Annotated in this window: 17 protein-coding genes; 11 read left to right on the plus strand and 6 right to left on the minus strand. The window is 73.4% G+C overall.

The genetic code is table 11. The annotated features are described in order from the left end of the window. Positions 1 to 43: 43 nt before the first annotated feature. The 6 genes from ACYQ8Q_RS20450 to ACYQ8Q_RS20475 all read left to right on the plus strand — a co-directional run bounded on the left by ACYQ8Q_RS20450 (position 44) and on the right by ACYQ8Q_RS20475 (position 8,364). Complete coding sequence (locus ACYQ8Q_RS20450) at positions 44 to 1,213, plus strand: thiolase C-terminal domain-containing protein (RefSeq protein ID WP_460066816.1); 1,170 nt, start codon at positions 44 to 46, stop codon at positions 1,211 to 1,213. A 126-nt stretch (positions 1,214 to 1,339) separates the two neighbouring features. Beyond that, positions 1,340 to 2,125 (plus strand): hypothetical protein, encoded by a 786-nt coding sequence (locus ACYQ8Q_RS20455; protein ID WP_460066817.1) that lies wholly within the window; start codon positions 1,340 to 1,342, stop codon positions 2,123 to 2,125. Beyond that, positions 2,122 to 4,344 (plus strand): bifunctional serine/threonine-protein kinase/ABC transporter substrate-binding protein, encoded by a 2,223-nt coding sequence (locus ACYQ8Q_RS20460; RefSeq protein ID WP_460066820.1) that lies wholly within the window; start codon positions 2,122 to 2,124, stop codon positions 4,342 to 4,344. Before ACYQ8Q_RS20455 ends, ACYQ8Q_RS20460 begins: the two co-directional genes overlap by 4 nt. Positions 4,345 to 4,356: 12 nt before the next feature. Then, positions 4,357 to 6,552, plus strand: coding sequence for a bifunctional serine/threonine-protein kinase/ABC transporter substrate-binding protein (locus tag ACYQ8Q_RS20465; RefSeq protein ID WP_460066822.1), 2,196 nt, complete (start codon positions 4,357 to 4,359; stop codon positions 6,550 to 6,552). A gap of 135 nt (positions 6,553 to 6,687) precedes the next feature. Continuing rightward, positions 6,688 to 7,662: an expansin EXLX1 family cellulose-binding protein gene (locus tag ACYQ8Q_RS20470; protein WP_460066825.1), complete on the plus strand. Its 975-nt coding sequence runs from the start codon at positions 6,688 to 6,690 to the stop codon at positions 7,660 to 7,662. A 36-nt stretch (positions 7,663 to 7,698) separates the two neighbouring features. Continuing rightward, positions 7,699 to 8,364 carry a pyridoxine/pyridoxamine 5'-phosphate oxidase gene (locus tag ACYQ8Q_RS20475; RefSeq protein WP_460066828.1) on the plus strand — a complete coding sequence of 222 codons (666 nt, stop codon included), beginning with the start codon at positions 7,699 to 7,701 and terminating at the stop codon, positions 8,362 to 8,364. Here the strand turns inward: ACYQ8Q_RS20475 and ACYQ8Q_RS20480 are convergent. Further along, positions 8,341 to 8,865 carry an ATP-binding protein gene (locus ACYQ8Q_RS20480; protein WP_460066830.1) on the minus strand — a complete coding sequence of 175 codons (525 nt, stop codon included), beginning with the start codon at positions 8,863 to 8,865 and terminating at the stop codon, positions 8,341 to 8,343. The two genes, ACYQ8Q_RS20475 and ACYQ8Q_RS20480, sit on opposite strands and share 24 nt — an antisense overlap. Positions 8,866 to 9,102: 237 nt before the next feature. On the opposite strand from ACYQ8Q_RS20480, the gene ACYQ8Q_RS20485 reads away from it, so the two are divergent. Then, positions 9,103 to 9,912, plus strand: coding sequence for a TNT domain-containing protein (locus ACYQ8Q_RS20485; RefSeq protein ID WP_460066832.1), 810 nt, complete (start codon positions 9,103 to 9,105; stop codon positions 9,910 to 9,912). 15 nt (positions 9,913 to 9,927) lie between these two features. Then, the gene (locus ACYQ8Q_RS20490) at positions 9,928 to 10,209 is read left to right on the plus strand and encodes a hypothetical protein (protein ID WP_460066834.1); all 282 of its coding nucleotides are present in this window, start codon (positions 9,928 to 9,930) and stop codon (positions 10,207 to 10,209) included. A gap of 2 nt (positions 10,210 to 10,211) precedes the next feature. Here the strand turns inward: ACYQ8Q_RS20490 and ACYQ8Q_RS20495 are convergent, their stop codons facing one another. The 5 genes from ACYQ8Q_RS20495 to ACYQ8Q_RS20515 are packed head-to-tail and all read right to left on the minus strand — an operon-like array spanning position 10,212 to position 12,991. Then, positions 10,212 to 11,078, minus strand: coding sequence for a GNAT family N-acetyltransferase (locus ACYQ8Q_RS20495; protein WP_460066836.1), 867 nt, complete (start codon positions 11,076 to 11,078; stop codon positions 10,212 to 10,214). 42 nt (positions 11,079 to 11,120) lie between these two features. Then, the gene (locus tag ACYQ8Q_RS20500; RefSeq protein ID WP_460066838.1) at positions 11,121 to 11,723 is read right to left on the minus strand and encodes a GNAT family N-acetyltransferase; all 603 of its coding nucleotides are present in this window, start codon (positions 11,721 to 11,723) and stop codon (positions 11,121 to 11,123) included. A gap of 23 nt (positions 11,724 to 11,746) precedes the next feature. Beyond that, on the minus strand, positions 11,747 to 12,151 hold the full coding sequence (locus ACYQ8Q_RS20505; RefSeq protein WP_460066841.1) for a hypothetical protein: 405 nt from the start codon (positions 12,149 to 12,151) through the stop codon (positions 11,747 to 11,749). Then, a complete protein-coding gene (locus ACYQ8Q_RS20510; protein ID WP_460066843.1) occupies positions 12,138 to 12,545 on the minus strand; it encodes a Zn-ribbon domain-containing OB-fold protein in 408 nt (135 codons plus the stop codon). The genes ACYQ8Q_RS20505 and ACYQ8Q_RS20510 overlap by 14 nt, the downstream gene beginning before the upstream one ends. Beyond that, on the minus strand, positions 12,542 to 12,991 hold the full coding sequence (locus tag ACYQ8Q_RS20515; RefSeq protein WP_460066846.1) for a DoxX family protein: 450 nt from the start codon (positions 12,989 to 12,991) through the stop codon (positions 12,542 to 12,544). The genes ACYQ8Q_RS20510 and ACYQ8Q_RS20515 overlap by 4 nt, the downstream gene beginning before the upstream one ends. A gap of 178 nt (positions 12,992 to 13,169) precedes the next feature. On the opposite strand from ACYQ8Q_RS20515, the gene ACYQ8Q_RS20520 reads away from it, so the two are divergent. From ACYQ8Q_RS20520 to ACYQ8Q_RS20530, 3 genes are all read left to right on the plus strand, one after another. Continuing rightward, on the plus strand, positions 13,170 to 14,777 hold the full coding sequence (locus tag ACYQ8Q_RS20520) for a subtype B tannase (RefSeq protein ID WP_460066847.1): 1,608 nt from the start codon (positions 13,170 to 13,172) through the stop codon (positions 14,775 to 14,777). Positions 14,778 to 15,067: 290 nt separating this feature from the next. Next, entirely contained in the window at positions 15,068 to 16,246 is a 1,179-nt protein-coding gene (locus ACYQ8Q_RS20525) for a flavin-containing monooxygenase (protein ID WP_460066848.1), read from the plus strand. A gap of 149 nt (positions 16,247 to 16,395) precedes the next feature. Beyond that, the gene (locus ACYQ8Q_RS20530; RefSeq protein WP_460066849.1) at positions 16,396 to 17,913 is read left to right on the plus strand and encodes a flavin monoamine oxidase family protein; all 1,518 of its coding nucleotides are present in this window, start codon (positions 16,396 to 16,398) and stop codon (positions 17,911 to 17,913) included. Positions 17,914 to 17,936 lie beyond the last annotated feature (23 nt).

Raw genomic sequence — 17,936 nt, forward strand, 5'->3', positions numbered from 1 at the left:
AGGAAGACAGAAGACAGCGGAAGACAGCGGAAGGTGGCCTCTCATGACCTCGGGGACCCGGAAAGTGGCCGTCGTCGGCGTCGCGCTCTCGGACTGCGGGCGGGTGGACGACGCGACCCCGTACACCCTGCACGCCCAGGCGGCCCGCCGGGCGCTGGCGGACGCCGGGCTCGACCGGTCGCGGGTGGACGGTCTCGCCTCCGCCGGGCTCGGCACCCTCGCCCCGGTCGAGGTGGCCGGGCATCTGGGGCTGCGCCCCACCTGGGTCGACTCCACCTCGGTCGGCGGCTCCACCTGGGAGGTCATGGCGGCGCACGCGGCCGACGCGATCGCCGCCGGGCACGCGAACGCGGTCCTGCTGGTCTACGGCTCCACGGCCCGCGCCGACATCCGGGCCGGCCGCCGCACCGGCACCTTCGCCTTCGGCGCACGCGGCCCGCTCCAGTTCGAGGTGCCGTACGGGCACACCCTGATCGCCAAGTACGCGATGGCGGCCCGCCGGCACATGACCGAGTACGGCACGACGATCGAGCAGCTCGCCGAGGTCGCCGTGCAGGCGCGGGCGAACGCGGCGCTGAACCCGGAGGCGATGTTCCGCACCCCGGTCACCGTGGACGAGGTGCTCGCCGGGCCGATGATCGCCGATCCGTTCACCAAGCTGCACTGCTGTCTGCGCTCCGACGGGGGCGCGGCGGTCCTGCTGGCGGCCGAGGAGTACGTACGGGACTGCCGCACGGCGCCGGTGTGGATCCTCGGCACCGGGGAGCACGTCTCCCACGCGAGCCTGTCGGAGTGGGAGGACTTCACGGTCTCCCCGGCGGCGGTCAGCGGGCGGCCGGCCTTCGGACGGGCGGGGGTGCGGCCGGCCGAGATGGACTTCGCGCAGATCTACGACGCCTTCACCTACATGACCCTGGTGACCCTGGAGGACCTGGGCTTCTGCGCCAAGGGCGAGGGCGGGGCGTTCGTGGAGAAGGGCCGGCTGACGGTCGGCGGGGAGCTGCCGGTGAACACCGACGGGGGCGGGCTGTCGGCCCAGCATCCCGGTATGCGGGGGCTGTTCCTGCTGGTGGAGGCGGTCCGGCAGCTGCGGGGCGAGGCCGGGGAACGCCAAGTGCGGCGATCCGACGGCGAGTTGCCCCGGCTGGGGGTGGCCTCGGGGACCGGTGGGTGGTTCTGTTCTTCGGGGACCGTGGTACTGGGACGGAACTGAATTCCGCCGTACTCTCGTCGTCCTGAGGGAGTCCGGGAAAGTGCCGGGAGAAAGCTGCGACGCGCGGAGCGCCGGGGGGCGGAAGCGGTGGACAGTGGGCTTTTACGGGGCTTGTGCGCCCTTTCGGTGAGCGGATTACTGCTCGTCGGCGCGTGTTCCGGCGGGGGTGGTGGGCCCGGAGGCGGCAAAGCCACGGAATCGCCGAAGCAGACCGCCACCGGCGCCTCCGCCGACGGCGCCACGGCCGCTCCCGGCCCGGAGCCCACCGCGCTCGACTTCACCCCCGATCCGGCCCGTGCCCCGAAGACCCGCGCGGACGCCGTGCGCCTGGCCGAGAAGGTCGCCGCGGGCCCCGAGCTGTGGGGCGCCGGCTATGTCCGCTCCGCCCCGGACAGCGATCCGGACAGCTGGCCGGTCCTCGACGACGACTGCGTCTGGCAGCGTGAGCCCGTCCCCGACGACGTCCTCGCCAGCGTCACCCGCTACAGCGAACTCCCCGCCACCGACGGCACGGGCCCGGTCAGGGTCGCCGTGACCGTCACCGTCCACAAGGACGCGGACGGCGCCGACTGGGAGCAGGCGTCGACCCTGGAGGAAGCGCTGCGCTGCCCGGACCAGGTGCTGCGCGCCGGGGAACGGATCACCAGGCTGAAATCGCTCGGCGCACCGTTCGGCAAGAACGGCAACCTGTACGCCCAGGACTCGCTCTTCGAGTCCGGCGAGTACCGGAGCGACACCCTGGGCGGCCCGTACACCTACACCTGGACCCAGGGCCGTATCGGCCAGGTCACCGTCGCCACCACCAGCCGGGGCTCCAAGGGGCACGAGTACGGGGAACTGATCCAGGCGGTGGCCGAGACCCAGAGCAGCATGCTGCTGCGCCTGCAGACCGAACTGGAGGCGGACACGTGACCGGCCCGCTGCTGCCCTCCGACCCCTCCTCCCTCGCCGGGTACCGGCTGCTCGGCCGGCTCGGCGCCGGCGGCATGGGTGTGGTCTACCTCGGACGTACGGACGAGGGCGCGCTGGCCGCGATCAAGGTGATCCAGGCCGAGTACGCCGAGGACCCCGCGTTCCGGGCCCGTTTCCGGCGCGAGGTGGAGGCCGCGCGCCGGGTCGCCAGCGCCTGGGCGGTGCCCGTCACCGGCGCCGACCCGGACGCCGCCGCGCCCTGGCTCGCCACCGCCTTCGTCCCCGGGCCCTCGCTCGCCGAGGCCGTCGCCGACTGCGGGCCGCTGCCCGCCCGCAGTGTGCGCGTGCTGGGCAGGATGCTCGCCGGGGCGCTGGCCGAGGTGCACGCGGCCGGACTGGTGCACCGGGACGTCAAGCCGGGCAATGTGCTGCTCGCCGTGGACGGACCGCGGCTCATCGACTTCGGGATCGCCCGGGCCGCCGACGACACCGCGATCACCTCCGCCGACATGATCGTCGGCACCCCCGGGTTCCTCTCGCCCGAGCAGGCCGAGGCCCGCGCCGACGCGCTCGGCCCGCCCAGCGACATCTTCTCGCTGGGCTGTCTGCTGGCGTACGCGGCGACCGGCCGCCCGCCCTTCGGCACCGGCACGGCAGACGCGCTGCTCTACCGCACGGTGCACGACGAGCCCGATCTCGCGGGCATCGACGAGCAGGTGCTCGTGCTGCTGCGGCCGTGCCTGGCCAAGGACCCCGCGGACCGGCCCTCGGCGGCGGCCCTGTCCGAGCTGATCGTCGAGGACACCTCGGGGGATCCGGCCGGATGGCTGCCCGAGGACGTCGTACGGGTCATCGCGGAGCGTTCGGCGGCGATGCTCGCGCTGCCGGACATCGAGCCGACGGTGGTGGCTGGGGCGGGGGCGGCGACGAACCCGGGAACAGCGGCGCCGGAGCCGCCCGCACCCGGCCGGCGGCGGTTCCTCCTCGCGGCGGGCGCGGGCGCCGTACTCGCGGCGGGCGGTGGGCTGGCGGCCTGGGCCGCGCTGCGCGGGGACGACGACCACGAGACGTCCGGCCCCGCCGGGGCCCGGGACTGGATCATCGGCGTCCAGGCGGATCTCAGCGGCCCGGGCAAGGCCCTCGGGCGGGCGCAGGAGCGGGGCGCGCGGCTCGCGGTCGAGCAGTTCAACGCCCGTAAGGACAAGCCGTTCACGCTCACCCTGAAGACGGCCGACGACCGGGGCGACGCGACCCGGGCGGGCGCCGTCGCCCGCGCCTTCGTCGCCGACAAGGACGTCCTCGCCGTCCTCGGCCCGACGTCCGACGAACCGGCCCGCGCCGTCGTCGGCGTGTACGACGGGGCGCTGCTCCCCCTGATCTCCGTGTCCGCCGGATCGACCATCCTGACCACCAGCGAGAACCGTTCCTTCCTGCACGCCCGCCCCGCCGACGTGGCGGCCACCGGACCCATCGCCGTGTTCCTGACGGCCGGCGGCGAGGCGGTGAGCGAGGAGTACGCCTCCGGGGTCGCCGCCACCGGCCCCTCCCGGCGGCCCGGCCTGCTCATGGACCGCGGCGGCGGCGACTACGCCTGGGAGACCGTCGGCTCCGTCAACCTGCTGCTGCGGGGGCAGGGCCGCGTGCCCTATCCGCGGGTCGTCCCGGCCGGCACCACGGCCTTCCGGCCCGTCGTGGCCGACATGCTGGCGGCGGGCGCCGACGCCTTCGTCTACGGCGGACCCGCGGCGGGCGCGGCGGCCTTCGCGGGCGAGCTGGCCGCGGCCGGCTTCGACGGACCGAGGTACACCCCGGGAGCCGCCCTGACCCAGGGCTTCCTCGACGCGGCGGGCGAGGCCGCCGAGGGGTGGCTGATCACCAGCACCTGCGCGGACCCCGTGGCCCTGCCCGGGGCCGCCGACTTCACCGCCGCCCACCGCGAGCGGTTCGGCTCCGCGCCCGGTTTCTTCGCGGTGGAGGCGTACGACACCGTCAACCTGGTCGCCGACGTCCTGCGCAAGGCGGGCAGGCGGCCGACGCGCGCCCAGCTGACCGCCTCGCTGCGCCGGGCGAGCTATCAGGGAGTGGCGAAGAAGTACGCCTTCGATCCCAAGACCGGGGCCTTCAGCCCCTTGAACGCGCCGATCTTCGGATACCTGGTCGACGGGGGCAGGTTCCGCTTCCTCGGTACGGCACCCGTACCGAACTGGTCGGACGCGTAGGACCACCCCGCCGTGCCCGTCAGCGCCCTGCGTCCCGGGGACCCGCAGGCCGTCGGCGGCCACCGGCTGCTGGGCCGGCTGGGCGCGGGCGGCATGGGGGTGGTCTATCTGGCCCGTACTCCGGGCGGGGCGCTGGTCGCGCTCAAGGTGATCCGCGCCGAGTACGCGGCCGACCCCGACTTCCGGGTGCGCTTCCGGCGCGAGGCGGAAGCGGTGGGCCGGCTCGGCGAGCAGGTGGCCACGCGGCCGGGCGGACGCTGGCTGGTGCCGGTGACCGCCGCCGATCCGGAGGCCCGCGAACCGTGGCTGGCGACGGCGTACGTCCCCGGGCCGCCGCTCACCGACGCGGTCGCCCGCTACGGGCCGCTGCCGCCGGAGAGCGTACGGGTGCTCGGCGCCCGGCTGGCCGAGGCGCTGGCGGAGGTGCACACGGCCGGTCTGGTGCACCGGGACGTCAAGCCGGACAACGTCCTGCTCGCCCTGGACGGGCCACGGCTCATCGACTTCGGCATCGCCCGCTCGGCGGACGCGACGGCGCTCACCGCGAGCGACGTGGTGATCGGCTCACCGGGCTACCTCTCCCCCGAACAGGCCCGGGCGGGCGGGGCGGACCGGGTCGGCCCGCCGAGCGACGTCTTCTCCCTGGCCTGCGTCCTCGCCCACGCCTCCACCGGCCGCCGCCCCTTCGGCACCGGCACGCCGGCCGCCGTCGTCTACCGCACGGTGCACGGGGACGCCGACCTCACCGGCGTACCGGATGCCCTGCTGCCGCTGCTGACGGCCTGCCTGTCGAAGGACCCGGGCGAGCGGCCCACGGCGGAGGAGGTCCGGGCGGCGCTTGATCCCGGTGGCTCCGGTGGGGCCGCCGGGAGCGGCTGGCTGCCTACTCCCCTGCCGGGGCTGATCGCCGAACGGGCGGCGCGGGTACTGGAGTTGCCGGGCCCGGTGCGCGGCCCGTCGGACCTCGACGAGACACGGGTGGGGGTCCGGCCCTCGCGGCGGCGGTTCATGGTCCTCGGGGCGGCCCTGGGGGTGCTCGGGACGGGTGGCGGGGTGGCGGCGTGGGTGGCCCGCTCGGGCGCGGGACCCGGGGGCGGGACGGGCGGCGGGCAGGGGCCGCTGCCCCGGTACACGATCGGGCTGCACGCCGACCTGAGCGGCGGTCACCAGAGCCTCGGGCAGGCGCAGGAGCGGGGGGCGCGGCTCGCCGTGGAGCGTCACAACGCCCGTACGGACCGGGCGTTCGACCTCGTGCTCAAGGTGCGGGACGACGGCGGGAAGCCCGCGCGGGCCGTCGAGATCGCCGACGGCCTCACGGCGGACGGCACGGTGTACGCGGTGATCGGCCCCACGACGGACGAGACGGCCGTCGCCGCCCAGGAGACCTATCAGAAGGCGCTCCTGCCCTCGCTGATCGTCTCCGCCGGGGACGACCGTCTCTCCAGCACCTCGAACACGGCGGTCTTCCAGCTCAGACCCAGCGACATCTCCATGACGACGCCGGTCGGCTGGTATCTCACCCACGTCGAACCCGCCCGCAGAACCGCCGCCCTCGACGACCGGGCGGCGGGACAGACCAGCTGGAAGAGGGCGAGATCGCTGAACGAGTACCCGCCCTCCGAGGGCACCACCACCCTCCACACCGTCGCCGCCGACGGCGAGGACTTCCGCCCGGCCGTCCAGGCGGCGATCGCCGCCGAGGCCCAGGCCCTCGTCTACACCGGCACCTCCGCCTCACGTGCCGCCCGGTGCGCCCGCGCGGCACGCGAGGCCGGATTCACCGGCACGTGCGCGGCCGTGGAGCCGGTGCTGGGTCCGGCGTTCCTGAAGGAGGCGGGCGAGGCCGCCGAGGGCTGGGTGTTCGGCACGACGTACGTGGATCCCTCGGCCTCTCCCGCGTCGAAGGCGGCGCGGTCCTTCGCGGCGGCGTACCGCGAGCGCTACGGCGTCGACGACGTGCCCCCGTACGCCGCCGAGGCCTACGACGCGCTCGGCCTGGCCGCCGAAGGACTGCGGCTGCTCGGCCCGGACGGGGTGGAGCGGGGCGGTGTGACACGGCGGCTGCGCACACTCACCTACCAAGGCGTCTGCAAGAAGATGTCGTTCGACGCCACGACCCTTCAGCTGGTCCACCAGCCTGGCCTCTTCCTGTACCGGGTGGAGGAGGGGCGGGCACGCTTCCTGGGCCAGTACGAGAAGGTGACGTGAGCGATCCGGACGGAACCGGGTGAACCCGGGCGCCCCCGAGGCCGTATGGACTCACGGCAACCTTTGGGAGGTCCGCGGCAACTGATGGGCGGACGCTCTCGTCACCGGAGCCCCGCCCGACCGAAGGACTCGACTGTGACCACCCCTTCGCACCGCCGCCGCTCCCGCCCCCGGCGCCACACCGCGCTGCTCTCCGCCGTCGCCGTCGCCGCCGTGGCGCTCGTCGTGTCGCTGGCCGTGGCCTTCCGCCCGGGCGGCGGCGGGACCGCCGACGTGCGGGACGCGGCCAAGCCCGTCTCCGGCGCCCGGGCGAGCGCCTCGCCGACGCCCGGGACGCCCTCGGCCTCCGGGTCGCCGACGCCGTCCGCGAGCTCCGCGAGCCCGACGGCCGGCGCGTCCGCGTCCCGCTCGGCCACCGCGGCCGCCACCTCCGCCGCCTCCGCCCGGGCGAAGGCCACCACCGCCACCGCCCCGAAGACGTCGACGACGGGCTCCCTGGCCGGCCGGATCCGCCCCGGCGTCACCTACCGGGGCGTGGCCACCTCCTACGACGTCGGCAACGGCGACGGCGCCTGCTCCTACGGCCCCACCTCCGACGTGATGACGGCGGCGATGAACACCGCCGACTACGAGACCTCGAAGGCCTGCGGCGCGTTCGTGGCCGTCCACGCGGGCGGCAAGTCGATCACCGTAAGGATCACCAACGAGTGCCCCGCGCCCTGCCAGGCGGGCCAACTGGACCTGAGTCAGCAGGCCTTCGCGAAACTCGCTCCCCTCTCGGCCGGCCGCATCCAGATCACCTGGAACCTCCTCAGCCCCGACACCGGCGACAAGATCTCGATCCGCTACAAGACGGGCTCCACCCAGTACTGGTGCGGCATCCAGGCCATCGGCCACCGCAACCCGCTGGCCCGCCTGGAGGTCCGTGCAGGCGGCTCCTGGGTCCGGCTGGCGCGCACCGAGTACAACTACTTCCTCTCCGAGCAGGGCACCGGCTGCGGCGCCGCGATCCGGCTGACCGACATCTACGGCGAGCAGCTCACCGTCGAGGGGATCGCCGTGAAACCGGACGCCGTGCAGTCGACGAGCGCCCAGTTCACCCGGCGCTGATCGGCGGAGCCGATACGCGGGGCCGATACTCGGGGCATGGCTACGGATCTTCATGAGCTGCTGAGGTCACTGCGGGTGTGGGACCCGGAGGTGACGCGGCTGCCTCCCTTCGACCCGGAGCGGGCCCCCGGCACCCCGGTGGAGCTGTTCACCGCCTGGTTCGCCGAGGCGGTGGCGGCGGGTGAGCGGGAGCCGCACACCATGACCCTGGCCACCGCCGACGAGGAGGGCCGCCCGGACGCCCGGATCGTGATGCTGCACGGCGCCGACGCCACCGGCTGGTCCTTCGCCACCCACGCCACCAGCCGCAAGGGCCGCCAGCTCGCCGCCCGCCCGTACGCGGCGCTCACCTTCTACTGGCCGCTGCTCGGCCGCCAGGTCCGCGTCCGCGGCCCGGTCACCTCCGCCCCCTCCGGCGAGGCCCAGGCCGACCTGCACGCCCGCTCCACCGGCGCCCTGGCCGCCGCCCTGACGGGCCGCCAGAGCGAGCCCCTCTCCTCGACGGAGGAGCTGGCGGCCGTGTCCCGGGCGGCCTGGGAACAGGCCCAGGCCGACCCGACGGCCGAGTCCCCCACCTGGACCCTGTACCGGCTCCACCCCGAGGAGGCGGAGTTCTTCCAGGGCGAGGAGCGCCGCCGGCACGTACGGCTGTCGTACGTCAGGGACGGCGACGGCTGGTCACGGCAGCTGCTGTGGCCCTGAGGGACCCGCGAGGTACCGGGCCGCCCCCGTGCGGGGCAGGACCGCCCACATGCGGGTGCCGCCGCCCGATTCGTGTTCGCCGCCGATTCCCCAGTCGCCGTGGCAGGCTCGGACGACCTCGTCCAGGACGCGCAGGGACACCCGGCGGGACAGGACGCAGATGGCGCCGAGGCGGGCCCGCTCGTGGCGGGGGTGGCCGTCGTAGACGGTGACGCGCAGGTCGCCGCCGCGGTGGCGCAGCGAGACGTACACCTCCTTGGTGGTGGACAGCCGGCAGGCGCAGGCGGTCAGTTCGCTGACCACCTGGACGACCGCGTCCGTCACCTCGGTGAGGCCGTGCGCCCTCAGGACCGTCCGGGTCGCGGCGCGGGCCACACCGGGACTGCGCGGGGCGGCCGGGAGCGTGAAGCTGTACGAGAGGTTCTCCGCAAGCGCGGGGGCGAACGGGGCATCGACGGGAGCGCTGGTCGGCGACGGGCAGGTCGTGGTGTCGGGGTGCACGGCAACTCCCTGGTCTCATGGGGGTGTTCCCCAGAGAAGCAGAGACCACGCGAACCGTCCTGATGCCTGTCCGGACGACTCCGGTACGACGTTGTGGTCGGCCGGTGACAAACGCGGAGTGGCGCGGCTGCGCCGTTCGGCCCCCTCCGATTGCGACACCCCTGATGACGCTCTGTGATGGTTCATGACTTTCCGTGAGCTTCCTCGGCTCGCGGACGAATCTCGCGGAGGTGTTCAGTGACGTTCCGTCGTTGGAGTGCGGCCCTGGTCACGACAGCCGGGCTCGCCGGCTCCGTGCTGCTCGGCGCGCCCTCGCCCGCCACGGCCGCCCCGGCCGCCGAGCGGTCCGTGGTGGCGCCGCTGCCCGTCCCGCGGGCGGCCGGCAAGGAGACGGCACCGCAGGGGTACGGTGACTCCGCGCCGGACGACAGGCAGGCGTCCCCGTGCCTGGGGCTGGTGCCCTCGCCGTACCCGTACGCCCACACGCCGTACTACTGCAACGACTGGCGGTTCGGCCCGGCCCGGCTGCCCGACTCCGGTCTCATCGGCGCCACCCTCCAGGGCTACAACCGGTTCGGCACCCTCACCCCCGTCGAGTTCCTCAACAAGTGGTGGGACCCGGCCCTGGAGCACGGCATCGGCGACTGGAAGTACGCGCTGATCCCGGACGACGGCTTCGACCACAACGCCCAGGGCGCGCCCATCGCCACCGAGGCGACCCTCCCGGTCGGCCAGCTCCTGGACCGTTTCGGCAACGAGTTCGGCAAGTTCCTGGCCCCGGCCGGCGCCAAGTACGCCGAGCGGTCCATTCCGCCGTCCGGCCTGGACACCCAGGACCCGCGCTTCCCGTACAACTACCACCTGTACCGGGTGAAGAAGCCGACGCTGGTCTGCGCCGGTCCGACCGCCCCCGCCTTCGAGCAGCCGGGGCAGGGGGTGCAGTACGTCACCTCCGTCGCGTCGGCGGCGATGTACTGCCCGCATGTGAAGACCGGCGCCACGGTCAGCTCCCTGATCAACAGCGGCAACCTGGAACGCGCCAACTGAGTGGATCGGCGCGGGTTGTGTGCGGCGCTTCGGGCGGCGGGCGTCCCCGCCGGGCTGTACGAGATCGCCGGCTGCCCCGCCCCGCCCGGCACACCCCGGCCGGAGGACCGCCTCTACCTGGCGGAGGAAGCGGGCGGCTGGGTCGTGGGCGTACGTCAGCGCGGCGTACGCACCGTCCTGGAGCGGTTCCCCGACGAGGACCGGGCCTGCCGAGGCCTCTACGCCAGGCTGACCGACCCGGGGCCGCCGTCCGTGCCGCTCACCGCCGAGGAGCGGGCGCGGCTGCTGGGACCCTGAGGTCACTCCCCGAACCGGTACACCGTGAAGTCCGCCACCGGCCGGTAGCCGATGCGCTGGTAGAGGCCGTTGCTGGTGGGGTTGGCCAGGTCGGTGAAGAGGAGCACCTCGCGGGCCCCGGCGGCGCGGGCCGCTCGGCTGACCTCGGCGGTCGCGGCGCCCGCGTAGCCCCGGCCGCGCAGGTGGGCGGGGGTGTAGACGGTGGTGACCCGCACCTGGCCGGCCACCTCGGGGGTGACCACGGCCAGGGAGACGGGGGTGCCGTCCGGGGTCTCCCAGAAGAGGGCCCCGCCGTGGGCGATCCGGGCGTCGGCGAGCGCGCCGGTGTCCTGGAGCTGGCGCTCGCCGATGCTCTCGCCGAACTCCTCGTACCAGCTCATGAGCCGGGCACGGTCGGCGGCGGTGGCGGTGGCGATCCGCGGGGCGCCCTCGGGCACCGGCTCGGGGACCGTCAACTCGCCGAGCCGGTAGAGGCGTTGCTCCTTCCAGAGGTCCGCCCCCGCGCCGGTGTGCCGCTTCCAGGCGTCGGCGAAGGCGTCGGCCGTGGCGCGGTCGGCGGTGACTCCGGGAAGGCGGTGTCCGGCGGACGCCAGCCGGACGGCGAGGGCGTCGGCCTGTTCCCCGGTGAGGGAGGTGAGGTTGATCCAGTACGGCGGGGTGTGCAGGGACACCGCCTCCACCGCGCCGCCCCGCTCCAGCACACCGAAGAGGGGGGCCTCCTCGCCGTAGACGTTCACCCCCCTGAGGCGCAGGTTCTCGAGCACGGTCAGCGGCACGGTGTGCGGCGCGGGCCGGGAGGCGAGGAAGTCGCCGGCGCGGTCCCAGAAGGCGTCGAGGTCATGGGTGAGGTGCCAGTCGTCCGGTGTCATGCCCCGCATCGTGGCGCACCCCGCGGCCGCACCGCCCCCGATTTACGGCCCCTGCGGCTCCGGGTCCGTGGCCAGGCGTCCGTGCAGGTGGACGTCGCGGAAGGCGTCGCGTCGGCCCTCCTCCCACATCGCCCCGCGCACGGTCCCCTCGTACCGGAACCCGCACCGCTCGGCGACCCGGCAGGAGCCGTCGTGGCCGAGGGCGTGGCCCAGTTCCAGCCGGTGCAGGCCGACCTCGTCGTAGGCCCAGCGGGCGGCGAGCAGCAGGGAGCGGGTGGCGACGTGCCGGCCGCGCGCCTCGGGCAGCACCCAGTAGCCGACCACCGCGTTGCTCAGCACCCGGTCGATCGCGTTGACGGAGATCTGCCCGAGCACCGTCCCGTCGTCGGCGGCGGTGACGCAGAAAGTCGCGGCGCGCCCCGCCTCCGTGTCCGCGGCCTTGGCCACCAGCGACTCCACGGCGCTCGCGGTGTCGGTGATCGTCCTGATCGGGGTGTTCCAGCGCCGGAACTCCGGGTCGGTGTGTCCGCGCAGCCACGCGTCCACATCGGTGGCGGACGCCGGGTCCCAGCGGCGGAGGGTCAGACCGTGGCCGTGTATCTCCGGCGGGTGCGGGGCGGTGCGGGGTGCGCGGATGCCAGTCATCCGGCCATTCAACACCTGGCCCCTTACCAGGCGTCGTACGCCCAGGCCTCCGCGACGACCAGGAGCCCGACGCCGATCATGCACAGCGCGACCCGGCCCCGGGCGATGTCGTCGCTGTCGGCGTCCGGGACATGGCGGATGTACTTCCGCGGCTTCGTCGCCTGGTAGTTCGCCTCGTTGAGGAGCCGCGCGATCAGGGCGAGTCCGAGCAGTTGCGCGCTGGTTCTGGCGGGCAGCGGCCAGCCCGGTCCCACGACACCCGCGAGGACGAGGCCGTCGATCGCCGCCAAGCCGATGCTCAGGAAGTAGCAGAGGAGCTGTTCGAGGCAGCCCAGCGCGTTCCTCGCGTCCCGGAAGAAGGTGACGGCGGATATCTGCGCCACCGCGATCTGAGCGACGAAGAAGGCCGTCCAGTCAGTCCAGCGCACGGCGCACGTCCCCCTGGAACACCGGCACCCCCTCCCGGAAGGCCACCTTCAGTGCCATCCCGGCCCGCAGCGCGCCGTGCTCCTCCCCCACCACCTCGGTGGACATCCGGGGTCCCTCGGCGAGGTCGACGACCGCCGCGACGTACGGGGTCCGCTCCCCGAACGGGGGCAGGTCGTTGCGGTGGACGACCGACCAGGTGTAGAGCGTGGCCCGGCCGCCGGCGTCCTCCCAGGTCACGTCCTCGCTCCAGCAGTACGGGCAGAACTCGCGGGGGTAGTGGTGGGCGCGTGCGCAGGCCCCGCAGCGCCGGATCAGCAGCCGGCCCGCGGCGGCCGCGTCCCAGTACGTCCGGGTGAAGGCGTCGGCCTCGGGGAGGTCGTGGCGCGCGCTCACAGGAAGAGCCCCAGGGCGTCGTCCACCGACCAGGTCTGCCAGGCCATGCCGCCCAGCGCGACCACCGAGATCAGCGCCATCATGCCGTTCTGGCCCTGCTCGGCCCAGTCGTGGATCATGAGGACGAGGTAGACCAGGTTGAGGAGCAGGCCGGCGACGAGGGCGACCGGGGTCAGGAAGCCCGCGATCAGCCCCAGGCCGAGGGCCAGTTCGGCGTAGACGACGACGTACGCCATCACGCGCGGGCGCGGCTTGACGACGACCTCGAAGCCCGAACGCACGGCGTTCCAGCGGTGCTTGGCCGCCACGTCCGCCGCCCAGGCGATGCCGGAGCCCTCGAACCAGCTCTTCTTCTCCTTGTGCCGCCAGCTCTCCAGCCACCACAGCCCGAGCCCGATCCGCAGCACCGCCAGCCACTGGGCACCGTCGAGCCAGATCGCATCCATGGATCTGACGGTACGTCAGATGGTGGGATCCGGGAAGACGGGATCCGGGAAGACCGCGAAACCTGTGCGCCCGCCCTGAAGCTGTGGGGTCCCCATGAATGACCCCTGATTGTTGGCAATTTTGTTCGCACTCTCGGTACGTTCACACCGCAAGCAGCGAAACCGAGGGAGTCGAACCGTGAAGCACAGGGCAATCAAGCGCAGGTCGGTCGTCATCGGCATCGGCGCCACCGCCGGAGTCGCCGCGGTGGGCGGCATCGCCCTGAGCGCGCAGGCCTCGGACACCTCCGCGTCGGGCTCGGACTCCCTGGTCTTCGACCCGGACGCCCACACCACGCTGACCACGAGCGTCACCGACGCCGACGGCGACGAGCACTCCGTGACGTACCACTTCTGGAAGGCGATCACCTATGTCGCCGACCCCGTGGACGCCACCTACCAGTCCCTGATCGTCAGCGCCCCGGTCGAGATCGACGGCGAGGCGGTCGACGCGAGCGACGCGCCGATCCTGCTCGCGAACTCCATCGGCGGGTACATGCCGTCCTCGGTCGCGGACGCCACCGGGGTCGGTGCGGGCGGGGGCGGCGGGATGCCCGGCGGCACCCTCCCCTCCGGCGCGGCCAGTGCCTCGGCCGCGCCCAACGCGAACGAGAACACCAACGCCGACGGCGGCGCCACCTCCTCCAACCAGCTGCTGGCCCTGGCCGCCGGGTACGTCGTCATCGAGCCCGGCGCCCGCGGCCGTACGCTGAAGAACTCCGACGGCGAGTACTACGGCGTCGCCCCCGCCGCCATCGTCGACCTCAAGGCCGCCGTGCGCTACATCCGGTCCAACAAGGGCCGCATCCCCGGCAACACCGACCGGATCGTCTCCGCGGGCACCAGCGCCGGCGGCGCCCTGTCCGCGCTGCTCGGCGCGTCCGGCGACAGCCCGCTCTACGACAGGCTCCTCAGGGAGATCGGCGCCGCCGACGCCTCGGACGCGATCTTCGCGACCGGCGCCTGGTGCCCGATCACCGACCTGGACCACGCCGACGGCGCCTACGAGTGGAACTGGGGCTCCAACGCCACCGGTTCCGGCTCGAAGGTCGACCAGACCGTGTCGAAGGCCCTGCAGGCCCAGTTCGCCGAGTACCAGGCCGGCCTCCGGCTCAAGGGCCTCGACGGCACCCGGCTGACCGCCCGGAACTACGACGCGTACCTGGTCGAGCAGTACCTGGAGCCCTCCGCCACCCGGTACCTGACCGACCTCCCGGACTCCGAGCGCACCGCCTACCTCGCCGCGAACACCTTCATCACCTGGAAGAACGGCAAGGCCTCCTTCTCCTGGGAGGACTTCCTCACGCACGTCGGCGCCCGCAAGAAGACCACCCCGGCCTTCGACGCCTTCGACCTGTCGGCGGGCGAGAACAACCTGTTCGGCAAGGGGACCGCACAGACGCGTCACTTCACGGCGTACAGCCTGAAGCACGACACCAGCGGGACCACCGCCACGCGCCTCGACAGCGACATCCCCGAGGTGCTGCGGCTGATGAACCCGATGCACTTCCTCGCCGACGAGCCCAACCGGGCCCGTACCAAGCACTGGTGGATCCGTCTGGGCACCAACGACTCGGACACCTCGCACACGGTCTCCGCCAACCTCGCCGCCGCCGCGCACACCCTCGGCGACGACGTCAACCACCTCTACTACTGGGACCAGGGCCACGGCGCCAACACCGACCCGGGCGACTTCATCACCTGGATCGCGAAGGTGACCGGACACCAGGCGAAGGCAAAGAAGTGAGCCGGACCCGGAGCCGATCCGTACCCTGGAGGACGGCACCCCTGAACGCGGCGGCGTCCGTTTCCCGTCATAGCTACTGACGCCGTCCGCCCGCGACGCCTGGCCCAAGCGCACCTGGACCAGGCGTCGCACCTTTTCCCGCAGCCTTCGCACCCTCCTCGCGCCTTTCTCACAACCAAGTGGCCCACGCCACAAGTTGCCCGCACAACCTCCCCAAGCGTGATCGATCCGCAACCAATTCCGGTCTTGACCGAGACCCACCGAACGCGCGCGTGATTACGCTCGCGCTCATGGAAGACTCCGCACCGCCCGCGATCACCACCGCGAACCCCGCCGACCGCCCCGTCTACGTCATCGGCGCCGGCCCCGGCGGACTCGCCGCCGCGTACGCCCTGCGCGCCCAGGGGATACGCGCCGTCGTCGTGGAGAAGGCCGACCGGGTCGGTGCGTCCTGGAGCCGCCACTACGACCGGCTGCATCTGCACACCACCCGCCGCCTCTCCGCCCTGCCGGGGCTGAGGATGCCGCGCCGGTTCGGCCGCTGGGTGACCCGCGACAACATGGTGCGGTACCTGGAGAAGTACGCCGAGGTCCATGAGCTGGAGATCGTCACCGGCGTCGAGGTCTCCCTGATCGAGCGCACCGGGGACGGCACCGGCTGGCTGCTGCACGCCACCGGCGGCCGTGAACTGACCGGCGCCGCCGTCGTCGTCGCCACCGGCTACAACCACACCCCCTTCCTGCCCGACTGGCCCGGCCGCTCCGCCTTCACCGGCGACCTCACCCACGCCGGCGCCTACCGTGACGGCAAGCCCTACACCGGCCGTGACGTCCTCGTCGTCGGCGTCGGCAACACCGGCGCCGAGATAGCCGTCGACCTCGTCGAGAACGGCGCCGAACGGGTACGGCTGTCCGTGCGCACCGCCCCGCACATCGTGCGCCGCTCCACCGCCGGCTGGGCCGCCCAGTACACGGCGATCCTGGTACGGCGGCTGCCCGTCGGCCTCGTCGACCGGCTGGCCCGCCCGATGGCGAGGCTCAGCGTGCCGGACCTCTCGGCGCACGGCCTGCCGCGCCCCGACACCGGCCTCTACAGCCGGGTCAGGCAGGGCGCGATCCCGGTGCAGGACGTCGGCCTGATCGACGCGGTCCGCAAGGGCCGGGTGGAGGTGGTGGCGGCCGTCGAGTCCTTCGAGGACGGCGGCAAGGTCGTCCTCGCCGACGGCACGCGCGTCACCCCGGACGCCGTCGTGGCCGCCACCGGCTATGTCCGCGCCCTGGAGGGCCTGGTCGGCCACCTCGACGTCCTCGACGAGCGCGGCCTCCCGCACGCCCACGGCCCCCGCACCCCGAAGAACGCCCCCGGCCTCTACTTCACCGGCTTCACCACCCCCATCAGCGGCACCCTGCGCGAACTGTCGATCGACGCGGACCGCATCGCGAAGGCCGTGGCCCGGCAGCTCCGGTAATTTCCGTTACTCCCGGTAACTCCCCTCGTTCTGCTGCCAGTTACACCTGTGCCAGATGTGACGAGGGCGTTGTCGCGCGCCCTGGTGCGGAGCCAGAATGTGAGCCCTGTTCACCTTTCTGCTCCGCCCCCTCTCCGTGGAGGACGCACGTGGCACGTGAAAGACAGCTCTCCCCCCGCTCCGGCGACGGCCTCTCCCGCCGCTCCCTGCTCGGGCGCACCGCGGCCGTGGCCGCCGGCGCGACCGCCCTCACCGCGACCGCCGCCGGCCCGGCCGCCGCGGCGGCCACCCGGGAGGTGGACGTCGCGATCGTCGGCGCCGGCCTGGCCGGACTCACCGCGGCCCGCGACCTGGTGGCGGCCGGCAAGACCGTCGCCGTACTGGAGGCCCGCGACCGGGTCGGCGGCCGGGTCCTCAACCTGTCCCTGACCAACGGCGGGGTGACGGAGGGCGGCGGTGAGTTCATCGGCCCCACCCAGGACCGCATCAAGGCCCTCGCCGACTCCCTGGGCGTGGCCACCTTCGCCACCTACAACACGGGCGACAACCTCCTCTACAAGGACGGGAAGAAGACCCCGTACGCCACCGACGGCCTCCTCGGCTCGGTCCCGCCGATCGACGTCGCCGGGCTCGCCAACGCCGCGATCGTGCAGTCCTCGCTGGACGACATGGCCAAGACGATCCCGGTCGACGCGCCCTGGACCGCCGCCAAGGCGGAGGAATGGGACCGGCAGACCTTCGAGACCTGGCTGCGCGCCAACGCCGTGATCCCGTCGGCCAAGTTCCTCCTGGACGTGGCCTGCACCTCGATCTTCTCGGCCGAACCCCGGGAGCTCTCCCTCCTGTTCGTGCTCTTCTACATCGCCGCCGCCGGCAACGAGTCCACCGTCGGCACCCTGGAACGCCTCACCGAGACCGCGAACGGCGCCCAGGAACGGCGTTTCGTCGGCGGCTCCCAGCAGGTGCCGATCAAGCTGGCCGCCACGCTCGGCGACCGGGTGGTGCTGAACGCCCCGGTGCGCACGATCGCCCAGTCCGGCGGCAAGTACGTCGTGACCGCCGACGGCATCACCGTCACCGCGAAGAAGGTCGTCGTCGCCGCGCCCCCGCCGCTCGCCGCCCGGATCACCTACGACCCGCTCCTGCCGGCCGGCCGCGACCAGCTCACCCAGCGGCTGCCGATGGCCTCGGTCGCCAAGGCGATCGCGATCTACGACACCCCCTTCTGGCGGGCCGACGGCCTCAACGGCCAGGTCGTCAGCGACACCGGCGTGGTCAGCTCCACCTTCGACAACTCCCCGCCGGACGCCTCCTACGGCGCGCTGATGGGCTTCATCGAGGCCGACGAGGCCCGGGCCTACGACGCGGCGAGCGAGGCCGAGGTCAAGGCGGCGGTACTCAAGGACTACGTGACGTACTTCGGCGCGAAAGCGGCCTCCCCCACCTCCTTCGTCCTGCAACGCTGGAACAACGAGGCCTACACCCGCGGCGGCCCCGTCTCCATCGCCGCGCCCGGCGTCCTGACCCAGTACGGTCCCGCCCTGCGCAAGCCGGTGGGCGGTATCCACTGGGCGGGGACCGAGACCTCGACCTACTGGATGGGCTTCATGGACGGCGCCGTCCGCTCCGGCGAGCGGGTGGCGAAGGAGGTGCTGGCCGCGCTGTAGGGCCACGGGCCGCCCGGGCCGTC

The sequence above is a fragment of the Streptomyces sp. YKOK-I1 genome, from assembly GCF_054660435.1.